Origin of the sequence: Phyllobacterium sp. 0TCS1.6A, assembly GCF_026420825.1 — a bacterium.
Lineage (GTDB): Bacteria > Pseudomonadota > Alphaproteobacteria > Rhizobiales > Rhizobiaceae > Phyllobacterium.
Genome location: NZ_JAPMAB010000011.1, coordinates 97764 through 110748 on the forward strand (window position 1 = coordinate 97764; position 12985 = coordinate 110748).

10 protein-coding genes, 1 tRNA gene and 1 riboswitch are annotated in these 12985 nt (G+C 62.9%); of the genes, 5 read left to right on the plus strand and 6 right to left on the minus strand.

Features of this window, described 5'->3' with window-relative positions:
* Nucleotides 1–5: 5 nt before the first annotated feature.
* Nucleotides 6–1166, minus strand: coding sequence for a DUF2793 domain-containing protein (locus OSJ75_RS20460; RefSeq protein ID WP_267229302.1), 1161 nt, complete (start codon nucleotides 1164–1166; stop codon nucleotides 6–8).
* A 194-nt stretch (nucleotides 1167–1360) separates the two neighbouring features.
* On the opposite strand from OSJ75_RS20460, the gene OSJ75_RS20465 reads away from it, so the two are divergent.
* Nucleotides 1361–3196 (plus strand): polysaccharide biosynthesis protein, encoded by a 1836-nt coding sequence (locus OSJ75_RS20465; protein WP_250015427.1) that lies wholly within the window; start codon nucleotides 1361–1363, stop codon nucleotides 3194–3196.
* Here the strand turns inward: OSJ75_RS20465 and OSJ75_RS20470 are convergent.
* Complete coding sequence (locus tag OSJ75_RS20470; RefSeq protein WP_267229303.1) at nucleotides 3193–4197, minus strand: glycoside hydrolase; 1005 nt, start codon at nucleotides 4195–4197, stop codon at nucleotides 3193–3195. The genes OSJ75_RS20465 and OSJ75_RS20470 overlap by 4 nt on opposite strands.
* A gap of 154 nt (nucleotides 4198–4351) precedes the next feature.
* Here OSJ75_RS20470 and OSJ75_RS20475 point away from each other — a divergent pair.
* The 4 genes from OSJ75_RS20475 (at nucleotide 4352) to cysQ (ending at nucleotide 8507) form a co-directional block, all read left to right on the plus strand.
* Nucleotides 4352–4426, plus strand: a tRNA-Gln gene (locus OSJ75_RS20475).
* Nucleotides 4427–4744: 318 nt separating this feature from the next.
* On the plus strand, nucleotides 4745–5650 hold the full coding sequence (gene cysD, locus OSJ75_RS20480) for a sulfate adenylyltransferase subunit CysD (RefSeq protein WP_250014760.1): 906 nt from the start codon (nucleotides 4745–4747) through the stop codon (nucleotides 5648–5650).
* Nucleotides 5650–7602: a sulfate adenylyltransferase subunit CysN gene (gene cysN, locus OSJ75_RS20485; protein ID WP_267229304.1), complete on the plus strand. Its 1953-nt coding sequence runs from the start codon at nucleotides 5650–5652 to the stop codon at nucleotides 7600–7602. Before cysD ends, cysN begins: the two co-directional genes overlap by 1 nt.
* An 89-nt stretch (nucleotides 7603–7691) precedes the next feature.
* The gene (gene cysQ / locus OSJ75_RS20490) at nucleotides 7692–8507 is read left to right on the plus strand and encodes a 3'(2'),5'-bisphosphate nucleotidase CysQ (RefSeq protein ID WP_267229305.1); all 816 of its coding nucleotides are present in this window, start codon (nucleotides 7692–7694) and stop codon (nucleotides 8505–8507) included.
* Here cysQ and OSJ75_RS20495 read toward each other — a convergent pair.
* The 4 genes from OSJ75_RS20495 to OSJ75_RS20510 all read right to left on the minus strand — a co-directional run bounded on the left by OSJ75_RS20495 (nucleotide 8504) and on the right by OSJ75_RS20510 (nucleotide 12407).
* Nucleotides 8504–9472 carry a glycosyl transferase family 90 gene (locus tag OSJ75_RS20495; RefSeq protein WP_267229306.1) on the minus strand — a complete coding sequence of 323 codons (969 nt, stop codon included), beginning with the start codon at nucleotides 9470–9472 and terminating at the stop codon, nucleotides 8504–8506. The genes cysQ and OSJ75_RS20495 overlap by 4 nt on opposite strands.
* A gap of 149 nt (nucleotides 9473–9621) precedes the next feature.
* A complete protein-coding gene (locus tag OSJ75_RS20500) occupies nucleotides 9622–10644 on the minus strand; it encodes a FecCD family ABC transporter permease (RefSeq protein ID WP_267229307.1) in 1023 nt (340 codons plus the stop codon).
* The gene (locus tag OSJ75_RS20505) at nucleotides 10645–11601 is read right to left on the minus strand and encodes an ABC transporter substrate-binding protein (protein ID WP_267229308.1); all 957 of its coding nucleotides are present in this window, start codon (nucleotides 11599–11601) and stop codon (nucleotides 10645–10647) included.
* Nucleotides 11598–12407, minus strand: a complete 810-nt coding sequence (locus OSJ75_RS20510; RefSeq protein WP_267229309.1) for an ABC transporter ATP-binding protein — start codon at nucleotides 12405–12407, stop codon at nucleotides 11598–11600. Before OSJ75_RS20510 ends, OSJ75_RS20505 begins: the two co-directional genes overlap by 4 nt.
* Nucleotides 12408–12702: 295 nt before the next feature.
* Nucleotides 12703–12912: riboswitch (cobalamin riboswitch) on the minus strand.
* Nucleotides 12913–12985: the final 73 nt, after the last annotated feature.

Here is a 12985-nt window from a genome sequence, read left to right on the forward strand (position 1 = left end):
GCTGTTCAGCCATAAAGACCCCGCAGGCGCAGGCTGCGGCGCTCATCCGCCCTGATATGGACGAGATTGCTGGCCGAAACCGGCGATTTTTCCGCGCAGGGAAGCGAAACATCGCCCGTCTCCGCGGCAAGCAGCACGCCCGCCTGCGCGAGGACCGTGCCGACAGCGCGTTGCATCACCGGCGAAATGTCGAGCGCGATCGTCCCGTCCGGCCCGGCGAGGTGCAACAGATGGCCTCTGCGCCATTCGGCGATCTGCGCGGGTTCGATCGGCCGCAGCGCGCCGGTGGCGGGATCAGAGCCGAACCAGGCGGGAATGGCGGGCGACAGCGAGACATTCCATAGCCGCAGCAGGATGGACGTGCGCAATCCGGCCGGGAAGAAACCCGCCTGTTCCGCAATGCCTATCGCGTCCGGGGCGACATGTTCCACCGTCGCGCTTGCCGGGATGGCGGGGACGAATACCGGCTCCGGCTCCGGCAGGAATATGAGGCCGGAGAGAGTCTTGCCGGTCCGGGCATGGACGACGCCGGAGGGGAAGCGCACAGCGCCGGTTGCGGTATCGGCGACCATGGCTTCGTGCCATGTGGCATTGTCCGCGCTGGTCTTGATCGAGAAGTCGGGCCCGAAGATCGTGCCCATTTCGGCCCTGCCGCTATAGCCGGTCTGAAACAGGATCGAGGCCTTGCCGCCCGCCTGCGCCCGGTTGAGCTTCAATTCATGGCCATCGCCGCCATCGTCGAACAGGCTGGCCTTGCCGCGCACCACGAGCCGATTGTAATCGTCCGCATCGGCGCCGATGCCGAGGCGGGGCAAGGCCCTGGCATCCCCGCCTGCCTCCATCCAGCGGGACTTGTGGAAGACGACGGAGCGTCCTTCACCCGCCACCCAGGCGTGCCAGCCTTCCTGTGGCGGAAAGCAGAACCAGCCGCCATCGAGCCAGGCCGCGAGCCAGCCATCCCTGCCTTTCCATGCGCCCGTCGCCGGCGCGGCGATGATGTGTCTTTCTCCCTCCGCTGCTGCATCCGGCGGTGCGCTCAGGTCGCGGCTGGCCACGCAGAGTTGCACCAGCGCATCGAGCGCGCGGATCGCCTCATTGTGGGTGACGTGCTTCTGCGCCTGCGACGGCGCGATATAGGGAAGCTTGAGGTTGGGCGTCTGTTCCATGTTGGACCTTTTCCAGTTGGTTACGCCCGCATTCTAAGCCCTCGCAGAAGCGGTGGGATAAGTTGCCATCTATCCTCCATCTGCGGCCGACAGGGGGATGAAAGCATTGCTTTTATGCCGCCCTATGCTACTGATCCGGCCTGTCCGACGTTGAGGGAAACACAAAATTGGAAAAACTCCGGCAAAGCATCGCGATGATGCCGCGTCGCTACAAGCAACTCCTGCTTGTCATTTTCGACATGATCTGGCTATCGGCTGCCGTCTGGCTCAGCTATTCGCTGAGGTTGGGGCGAATCTTCGTTCCCAATACCGAACAGTTCCTGCTCATCGTTTCCGCGCCGATCATTGCGCTTCCCATCTTCATCCGCCTCGGCCTTTACCGCGCCGTCATCCGCTACCTGCCGGATAAAGCGATCTGGACCATGATCCAGACGGTGACGATTTCCGTCATTCTCTGGGTCTGCCTCGCATTCATCACGCAGATGACCGGGGCCGAAGGCGTGCCGCGCGCCGTTCCGTTTCTCTACTGGGTGATCAGCATCGCCTTCATCTGCGGCAGCCGGTTCGCCGCGCGCTGGGTCTTGTGGAGCCCGCTGGGCGCCCGTAGCCTGGAGCGCCAGTGCCTGATCTTCGGGGCCGGCGATGCCGGGCGGCAATTGGCCAATGCCCTCAGGTCGCAGAACGAGGTCTTCGTTGCCGGGTTCATCGATGATGATCCGAGCCTTCAGGGCATGGATATTCTCGGCATCCGGGTCTATCCGACAAACAGGATTGACGACCTGATCGAGAATCTCGGTATCAACGAGATGATCGTGACGACATCCGCCGTTGGCGGCACCGAGCGCCGCCGGCTGATCAGCAGGCTCAAATCCCGCGACGTGAAGGTACGCATCCTGCCGGCGATCTCGGACCTCACCGCCGGCAAGTACATCGTCAGCAATCTGCGCGACATCGACATCGACGACCTGCTCGGACGCTCTCCCGTTCCGGCCGATCCGGCGCTGCTCGACAAGACGGTGGAGGGGCGCGTCATCCTCGTTACCGGCGCCGCTGGTTCCATCGGATCGGAGCTCTGCCGCACCATCGTCAAGCTCGCCCCGGCGCGGCTGGTGGTGTTCGACGTCAACGAGCACGGCATTTACCAGCTGCACCGCGAACTCAACGTCATCAGCGATTGCGAAGTGGTGCCGGTCCTCGGTTCGATCAGCGACGAAGCGCTGATCCGCAAGGTGCTTTCCAGCCATGAGGTCGAGAACGTCTATCATTGCGCGGCCTACAAGCATGTTCCCCTCGTCGAGGAAAATGCCGTCGAGGGCGCACGCAACAATGTGCTCGGGACGGAAGTGCTGGCGCGGCTTTCGCGCGAGGCGGGCGTGCGCAATTTCGTGCTCATCTCCTCCGACAAGGCCGTCAGGCCGAGCAATGTGATGGGCGCGACCAAGCGCTGGGCCGAGCTGCTCGTGCGCCAGCAGGGCGATATGGCGCGCGCCGCCGGCACCGGGCAGATATTCGCCTCCGTCCGCTTCGGCAATGTCATCGGTTCGAGCGGTTCGGTCGTTCCGCTCTTTCGCGAACAGATCGCCAATGGCGGGCCGCTCACCGTCACCCATGACGAGATGACGCGCTATTTCATGTCGGTGCGCGAGGCGGCGGAACTGATCATCCAGGCCGGAGCCCTGTCCCATGGCGGCGATATATTGCTGCTCGAAATGGGCGAGGCGGTGCGTATCCGCGATCTCGCCGAGAACATGATTCTCCTCGCGGGGCTGACGGTCAAGGATGCGCAGCATCCGGATGGCGACATCGAGATCGTCACGGTCGGCATCCGCGACGGCGAAAAGCTGCATGAGGAACTGTTCTACGATCCGCAGGGCGTTTCGGCGACGCGGCACCCGAAGATCATGCAGGCCAAGCGCCGCGTGAACTCGCTCGATCACCTCTCGCCGGCGATTGCAGGGCTGCGGGAACTGATCGCGGCGCAGGATGCGGAAGGCGTCCGCAAGCTGCTGTTCGAGCACGCCGGGCTTTAGGGCGCGCGCGGCTTGCGGGTTCGCAATGCGCGCAGGACAATGCCGGTGAGGACGAGTGCCCCGACGAAGATGGCCGGCCGGTGGAGGCCGCCATCGGCCATTGCCACGGCGCAGACGATCAATAGCAGGTTCAGGACGGCGACGCTGCCGATGATGCGCCAGACGGGCCAGCCGGCCCGCCTCGCGAGCTGATAGGCATGTTTCGAATGTGCCGCGAAGATGTTCTCGCCCGCCAGCAGCCGCAGGATCAATGTCGATGTCGCGTCGCAGATGAAGAACAGCGGCAGCACGAGGCCGATCCAGATCGAGATATCGCGCGCCAGCATGAAGAATACGAGCCCGCTCAGGAGGCCGAGCGGAAGGCTGCCGGAATCGCCGAGGAATATCAGCGCCCTTGGCCGGTTGAAGAAGGCAAAGCCCGCCAGCGCGCCCGCCGCCAGCGCCGCGATCAGCCCGCCGCCCATGGCTGCAAGGCCGACGGCGGCAAGGCCAGCGGCGGCGAGGAGCGGGATGCCGAGTCCCGACACCACCATGAGGTCGAGGCCGTCCATGAAATTGGTCAGGTTGATGAAATAGATCAGCGCGATCACCAGCAGGACCCGCTCGGCGAGGAGAGGCAGAACCTCGGGCAGCAGCTGGAAATCCGCGCCGAGGCCGTGGATGGCGAGAATGGATGCGACCGCCTGCGCCGTCAGCCTGACATATTCCGGCAGGTGATGGCGATCGTCGAGAAAGCCTATGATCCAGAGCAGCAGCGCCGCGAGGCAGACATGGAAGAGGAAATGCGCCGACAGGCCGGCGGCGCCGCCAAACAGCACGAGGCCGACGAGGATGACCGGCACCAGCGCGAGGCCGCCGATCTGCCGCGCCGGCTGCGAATGGTTGGAGCGCTCGTTGACGGCCGCGACGAGAAAGCCCCGCGGCAGGAACCGCCGCAGCGCGGCGAGCAGCGCCACGCTTGCCAGGGCCGCCGCCAGGAAGGGAAGGGTGATTGCCGACACGTCGAGACCTCATAAGCGAATGATGCTGAACCCTTGTCATGAAAATAACGCCGAAACAATTGTGAGAAGCGACAAACTGGCCGATCATTCACGTTGCACAAGCCGAGGCCAGCAGCTATAAGCCGCGCTGTCAAACCAATCATCCTGACCCGATTGGGGCGTAGCCAAGTGGTAAGGCAGCGGTTTTTGGTACCGCCATTCGGAGGTTCGAACCCTCCCGCCCCAGCCAGATCCTCCCCCTCCGATATCCAGTTCTGCGGCACGGTCCATGGCCCGGTTTCTGCCCGGATCATTTTTCTACGCGCGGCAAGTCTTGAAAAACTCGAATTCCCGCTCCGGCGCCGGCGAGAATGACGTTCTGCAAACCGCGTCCATTGGGAAAATAATTGGCGCATTATTCCATTCGCCGGATATTCCATCCTTTCACTATGGAATAGTCTTCCCCTATGTTTGCCGCCACGCCGGATATGTGCTGAATTCGGCAAATAGGTTTCGGGCCATCGTGCAACATCGCGCGAGGGTCCTGTTGTAATTGGACAGGGAATTCATGGGCAAGAATCTGACGCATCTTCAGCGTCTCGAAGCCGAGGCCATCCATATCTTTCGTGAGGTCGCGGCGACCTTCGCCAATCCGGTCATGATGTATTCGATCGGCAAGGATTCCTCCGTCATGCTGCATCTGGCCATGAAGGCCTTCTATCCGGGCAAGCCGCCATTTCCGTTCCTGCACATCGACAGTCGCTGGAAATTCAAGGAGATGATCGCGTTTCGTGATTCAGAAGCGCAGCGGCTCGGGTTCGACCTCCTGGTGCACAGCAACCAGGAAGGCGTGGAGCAGGGCATCAGCCCCTTCATCCATGGTTCCAACACCCATACCCACATCATGAAGACGGTGGCCCTGCGCCAGGCGCTCGACAAATACGGTTTCGATGCCGCCTTTGGCGGTGCGCGCCGGGATGAGGAAAAGGCCCGCGCCAAGGAGCGCGTATTCTCGTTCCGCAATGCGCAGCATTCCTGGGACCCGAAGAACCAGCGCCCCGAAATGTGGAAGATCTACAATACGCGCGTCGCCAAGGGCGAATCGATCCGCGTCTTTCCGATCTCCAACTGGACCGAACTCGATATCTGGCAATATATCCTGCAGGAGAAGATACCGATCGTCCCGCTCTATTATGCGGCGATGCGGCCGGTGGTCGAGCGCGACGGCATGCTGATCATGCGCGACGACGAGCGGATGGACCTCTTGCCGGGCGAGGTGCTGCAGCAGAAAATGGTGCGATTCCGCACGCTTGGCTGCTATCCTTTGACCGGCGCGGTGGAATCGACCGCAACGACGCTGCCGGAGATCGTCAGCGAGATGCTGGTGGCGCGCACCTCCGAGCGGCAGGGGCGCATGATCGACAGGGACGAGGCCGGATCAATGGAAAAGAAGAAGCGCGAGGGCTATTTCTGATGAACAGTCTTGCCCAGATCGACCAGGCACAGGAAGCCGAAGGCGCCGCGCTCGATATCAATGCCTACATGGCGGAGCAGGAGAAGAAATCGCTGCTGCGCTTCCTCACCTGCGGCTCCGTCGACGACGGAAAATCGACGCTGATCGGCCGGCTTCTCTACGACACGAAGCTGATCTTCGAGGACCAGCTTGCCGCACTGCACCGCGACAGCCGCAAGCATGGCACCAATGGCGAGGATATCGACTTCGCCCTCCTGGTCGACGGGCTGGAGGCGGAGCGCGAGCAGGGCATCACCATCGATGTCGCCTATCGCTTCTTTTCGACGCCGAAGCGCAAGTTCATCGTCGCCGATACGCCCGGACACGAGCAATATACCCGCAACATGGCGACGGGCGCTTCGACGGCGGACCTTGCCATCGTGCTCGTCGATGCGCGCCAGGGCGTGCTGCGGCAGACGCGGCGCCACAGTTTCATCGCCTCGCTGCTCGGCATCCGCAATATCGTGCTGGCGGTCAACAAGATCGACCTCGTCGATTATTCGCAGGATGTGTTCGAGCGGATCGTCGAGGAATATCAGGAATTTGCCGGCAGTCTCGGATTCAAATCCGTAAGGGCCATCCCGCTTTCGGCCCGCTTCGGCGACAATGTGATCGCCCCTTCGCAGAACATGACATGGTATGACGGCCCGGCGCTGCTCCAATATCTGGAGGATGTGCCGCTGGACGATGCCGACGAGGCGAAGCCCTTCCGCTTCCCCGTGCAATATGTCAACCGGCCCAATCTCGACTTCCGCGGCTTTGCCGGCACCATCGCTTCGGGTTCCGTCGCGCCGGGCGATGAAGTCGTCGTGGCGAAATCGGGGAAATCGTCGCGGGTGAAGCGCATCGTCGCCATGGATGGCGATCTGGAGCTGGCCCGCGAGGGCGAGGCGGTGACGCTGGTGCTCGAGGATGAAGTCGAGCTCTCGCGCGGCAATATGCTCGTTGCGCCCGATGCCCGCCCGGATGTCGCCGACCAGTTCGCCGCCCATCTCGTCTGGTTCGCCGAGCAGGCGCTCATACCGGGGCGTTCCTATATCCTGCGCACCGAGACGGACCAGGTGACGGCGACGATCACCGACCTCAAATACCGAATCGATATCAACAGCTTCGCCCAGGAAGCGGCCAAGTCGCTTGACCTCAACGAAGTCGGCGTCGTCAATGTCTCGACGCAGGAAGCGGTCGTCTTCGACGCCTATGGTTCCAACCGGTCCACGGGTTCGTTCATCCTCATCGACCGGCTGACCAACGCGACCGTCGGCGCCGGCATGATCGATTTCGCGCTGCGGCGCGCCTCCAATGTCCATTGGCAGGCGCTCGACGTCGACAAGGCCTCGCGCGCGGCGCGCAAGGACCAGAAGCCGGCGGTTCTATGGTTCACCGGCCTGTCGGGCTCCGGCAAATCGACGGTGGCCAACCTCGTCGAAAAACGGCTCGCCGCGCTCGGCAAGCACACTTACATCCTCGATGGCGACAATGTGCGCCATGGGCTGAACCGGGATCTGGGCTTCACCGAGGAGGATCGCGTCGAGAATATCAGGCGCGTCGGCGAGGTGGCGAAGCTGATGGTCGATGCCGGCCTGATCGTGCTCGTCTCGTTCATTTCGCCCTTCGCCTCCGAGCGCCGGATGGTGCGCGAATTGCTGTCCGATGGCGAGTTCATGGAGATCTTCGTCGATACGCCCTTCGAGGAATGCGCGCGGCGCGATCCGAAAGGCCTCTACGCCAAGGCGCTGCGCGGCGAGATCAAGAATTTCACCGGCGTCGATTCTCCCTATGAGCGGCCGGAACACCCGGAGCTTCATCTGGAGACAGTCGGCAGAAGCACCGAGGAACTCGCCTCGGAGGTCGAAAAACTCCTCATCGAACGCGGCAGCCTGTTCAATTACGACCAGAGCTCCTGGTCGATCTAGTGGTCCGGTTCGTTCCACTAGGCGGGCGCGTCCAACCTCGTATAATGTGCCCGGCAAAGTCTGGGCCCTCATGTTTCATAGGCGAATAGATGACCGATATCGCGACTGCCACCATCGACCATGCGGCCTTGCTCAGGGCTTTCGAACGCATGGCGATAGATGCCGGACAGGAGATATTGCGCATCTATGAGGAAGGCTGCGACGTCCTGCTCAAGGAAGACAAGTCGCCGGTGACCGCTGCCGACCATGCGGCGGAGGCGATCATCCTCGAAGCGCTGCGCCGGGCGACGCCCGATATCCCGATCGTCGCCGAGGAGGAAATTTCCGGCGGCCATGTGCCGGGCGAACTCGGTTCGCGCTTCTATCTGGTCGACCCGCTGGATGGAACGCGCGAATTCGTCAACCGGAACGGCGATTTCACGGTCAATATCGCCCTCATCGAACATGGCGCGCCCGTCCTCGGCGTCGTCTATGCGCCGGTGCGGGGCTGGCTTTTCCTCGGTGGCCCGGACGGCGCGGAGGAAGCAGGCATCGGCGAAGGCGGCAAAGTGACGGGCCGCCGCGCCATTTCCTGCCGCAAGGCACCGGCGCAATTGATTGCGGTCGCCAGCCGCTCGCATCGCACGCCCGAGACCAACAGCTATCTCGAGGGTTTCACCGTCGGCGAATGCGTTTCCGTCGGCTCTTCCATCAAGTTCGGACTGCTGGCGCGGGGCGAGGCGGATATCTATCCGCGCCTCGGCCGCACCATGGAATGGGATACGGCGGCGGGCGACGCGGTCTTGCGCGCCGCGGGCGGAGCGACGCTCACCCTCGACGGCCAGTTGCTGACCTATGGCCGCCGCAACCAGGCCAACGATGCGGATTTCGCCAATCCGGGTTTTGTCGCGCGCGGCCGGCTCTAGGCATTCTCCGCCGGCTGCGTCGAAAACCAGGCCCTCGAACACTCCGGCAGCTGCAATTGGCCGCTGAGGTAAAAATATTTCAGCAGGACGAGCAGCGATATCAGTGTTTCGGACTTGCGGTCGGCAAAGACGGCATGATGGGCCTTGGCGTTGCGGATGATCGCTTCGGCCAGTGACGGATTGCCATTGTAGAAGGTGATCTTCTCTTCGAGGTCGGAAAAATCATCCTTCAGCAGGACGAAATGAACGCCGGGCCTGAGCCGCCCCTCCATGAACCACGTCTCATAGCGGCAGCGCGGCATCAAGCACAGAGAATTGCTCGACATGATCCATTTGAGATTGGTCGCAACATCGATGCCTTCGACGGATATGATATATCTGTAGCGCAGCTGCTGTTTCACCGGCAGCCAGGGCTTGAAAGAACCATCGGACCGATCGACGAGCCCGACATTGCACAGGCGATGACTGGAATAATTCCCGGCCAGCACCAGCTTTTTGGCGTTGTTGTTTCGCCCTCTCCACACCGCCTGGGGCAGCTTCTGCGCAAAGGCGTGGCTGTCTCTCACCTTGGCGAAGTGCCGCAACCGGTCGAGGTTCATGATGACGGAATTGCCGTTCTCGCCGCCCGCCGGCCTGCTCTTGACGATCGACGGCGTGGCGGGAATGTCGGTGATGTCGCCGAACCGGTAGGAAAGGCCGAGATCGTCGGCGAAGTACCGGCAATATTCCTTCAGGTCGTAATAATACATGCTGCTGGATTTCTCGATATTGCCGATATTGCGGCCGGGATCGACTTTGAAGCCGGCGTCCAACTTGTTGTAATAATTGACTCTATCGATAATGGCGTCGTGCAGGTGCGAACCGAGAATACTGTCGATGCTTCGGCGGAACAGCACCGCCGGCATGTTGTCCTTGATGAAGTGCGACGAATAATAGGTAGCTCTGTCCAATGCTTTCCGTAACACGCAATGCGTTCCTTGAAATATGAATGGAATTACAAATACTGAAAAAGCCGGTCCCGGCCGGGCCGGATGAATATGCGCTGGATGATAGGCAGAAGCAGCGCTGGGCGCAATGCGCCGCAACAACCGAGACAGAACCTAGATTCGGGTCACTAGCTGCTGGTCTTGCTGCGCAGGAGCAGCCAGACGACGAAGAATGCGCCGATGGAACTGGTGACGATGCCGATGGGAAGTTCCTGCGGCGCGAGGATCAGCCGCGCGGCGAGGTCGCTGAGCAGCACCAGCAGCGCGCCGAGCATGGCGCAGGTCAGCACGAGACCCGCATGCAGCGGCCCTGCCAGCATGCGCGCCACATGCGGTATCATCAGCCCGACAAAGCCGATGACCCCGGCCGAGGAAACGAAGATCGCCGTCGAAAAGGCGCAGACGATGAAGACCGTGCTGCGCATCCGGTGCGTCTCGATGCCGAGGCTTTCGGCGGTGCTCTCGCCGGCAAGGAACGCGTCGAGCCTGCGGTGAAACAGCAGCGCAAAGATCATGATTGCGGCGAAGCCGACCAGGGCGAGGGGCAGATTGTCCCAGCGCGCGAGGCCGAGCCCGCCCAGCGTCCAGAACAGGATGGAATGCGCCGCGCGCTGGTCCCCGGCGAAGACGAGATAGTTCGTCAGGGCGGCGAAGATGAAGGAGACGGCGAGGCCGGCGAGGATGAGGCGCTCCGGGCCCTGGCCATGCACCCGCCGCGTCAGGAGCAGCACGATGATTGCCGCGAGCATGCCGCCGCTGAAGGCGGCAAGGGGCAGCGTCCAGACGCCGAACCTGTCGCCAAGCACGGTGATGACCGAGACGGCACCGGCCGCCGCGCCCGAGGAGAGCCCGAACAGGAAGGGATCGGCGAGGTCGTTGCGCGTCACCGTCTGCAGCATGGCGCCGATGACGCCCAGACCCGCGCCGACGGCTATCGCCAGCACCGCCCGCGGCAGCCGCAGATCGACGACGATGCGCTGGATCGGCAGCGGCGTGTCCGAGCCGCCAAGGCCAAGGCTGGCGGCAAGGGAGCGAATGACCTCTCCCGGCGCGATGAAGGTCGATCCATAGGCGACGGACAGCACGGCAAGCGTGGCGATCAGCACCACGCCCGCGCCCAGTCCGAAGATCGTGCGGCCCGGTATCTGCACTCAGAATGCTTCCGGGTGCATCGCGTTGGCGATCTTGGCGATTGCCTCGACATTGGCCGGCCCGGGCGTCAGTTCCGCATAGCGCAGGGCGACGAAGCGTTGGTTTCTCACCGCGTCGGTCTCCTTCATCGCCGGGTGCGATTTCAGGAAGTCGAGCAGCTTGGCATAGCCCGCATTGTCCTGGTAATCGAGCAGCACGAGGAATTGCGGGTTGCGCGCCGCCACGGTTTCCCAGGATGTCGTGCCCCAGCTGGTTTCCATGTCGGCCATGATATTGGTGCCGCCGGCTTCGGCGATCATCGCGGTCGGGATGGCGAACTTGCCGGCCGTGAAAGGCTTGTCGTCGCCTGAATCATAGAGGAAGACGCGGGTGCCGCTGTCGCTGCCGATCTTCGACCTTATCTCGGCCAGGCGCTCTTTCCAGCCGGCGATCAGCCTGTCGGCCTCGGCCTCCTTGCCGAAGATGATGCCGAGCTTCTTCATGTCGCCATAGAGCAGTTCCATGGTCGCCGCCGGCCTGTTCCTGTCGAGATGGATGCAGCTTTCCGTCAGCTCCAGCGTCTTGATGCCATAGGGCGCCAGCGTATCGGGCGTCACGTCGCCGCCGGGCTTCATGCCGTAATACCAGCCGGCGAAGAAGAAATCCGGGCTTGCCGCCACGAGGTTTTCCACGCTGGCATATTTCGGCGCGAGTTCCGGAATGTCGCCGAGCTGCTGCTTGAACGCATCGTCCAGCTTGTACCAGCCGGTAATGCCGCTGACGCCGACGATCGACGGCTGCAGGCCGAGCGCGAAGGCCATCTCGCTCATATTGATGTCCTGGATCACCGCCCGCTTCGGCGCGCTGTCGAAGGTGACGGAGCGGCCGCAGCTTTCGACGGTGACTGGGAAGGCAAGCGCCGGCAGCGGCACCAGCAGCGCAAGCATGTGAGCGAGGGATAGCGCGAACTTCTTCATGATTTGCTCCGTATGGGCTGGGATGCGGAATGGGGGAGGCTGGCCTCGAAGACCATCAGGTCGCGGTCCTGCGAGGGATGGCGCATCCTCAGCACGTCGAGGGCGAAGACGTCGCTGACGATCCGCGGCGTCAGGCATTCGTCCGGGGTGCCGGTCGCGACGACCCGACCCTGCTGCATGACGGCGATGCGCGTGGCGAAGGGGGCGACGAGCGGCAGGTCGTGCAGCACGGCGATCGTGGTGACGCCGAGGCCGCCGACCAGCGCCAGCAGCTCGCTTCGCGCCCGCGGATCGAGATGATTGGTCGGCTCGTCGAGGAAGAGCACTTTCGGCTTCTGGCAGAGGGCGCGGGCGAGCTGCATGCGCTGGCGCTCCCCGCCCGACAGCGAGGCGACCGGCCGGCGCGCGAATGCCGCCAGATCGACGCGGACAAGCGCCTCCTCGACGATTGCCGCGTCCTCGTCGCGCCTGAAGGCGCCGCTGTGCGGGATGCGGCCGAGCGCGACATAATCCTGCACGAGCAATTGCCCGGCGGGCGCATCGGTCTGGCCGACGACGGCGATCAGCCGGGCACGGTCGAGCGGCCGAAGCGCCGCAATGTCGTCGCCATGGATGCGGACGCTGCCGGAGGAGGGCTTCAGCAGCCCGGCCATCATGCGCAGCAATGTCGATTTGCCCGCGCCGTTCGGACCGATGATCGCCAGCCGCTGTTCGGCGCCGATCTCGAGGCTCGTCGGCTCGACCAGCATGCGGCCATTGCCGGCGCGGTAGCCGAGCGCATCCATCGACAGGGCGGGCTCACTCATTGAGATATCCTCGATGCTGCATGATGGGCAAGCCATAATGATATGTTATAACATGCGCAAGTGTCGGCGAGGCATTTGACCTTGCCGGGCCGCAGGGCGACGCTCACCCACGGAGCGGCGGGAGACGATGCGAAGAGGGCGGAGATACTTGCTTTCGGCGTTGGCATGTCCGGCTGTTCTGGAAGGGGTCAGCAGGGACGATTATGCCTCCGAAACGGACCGGGCCTTCGAATGGACCGGAAAAGTAGACGCGAATCTACCGGCACTGCATCGCCGCCGGCACACCCCGTCCGGTTCGAGTTATCCGTTTGATGGCAGGTCTCCTGGCTTGCGGGTCGTCATTCCGCCCTGCCTTCCCGGTTTCCCAGTGGCATATCGGGCTTCACTCACCGCCTACAGTTGCGGGGGCAGCCACGGCATCGGTCCCGTTTGGGTACGCCTTACCGTGTTCCCTTTTCATCTCCGGCTTTGTCGAACCGGAGAAACCATCGCTCGAATCTGTAACCCAAAGCGCAGGCAAAGGGAACAGCCCGCACTGGCCGGCTGGCGATAAAAAGCGGCAGGGAACAAATTTTGGG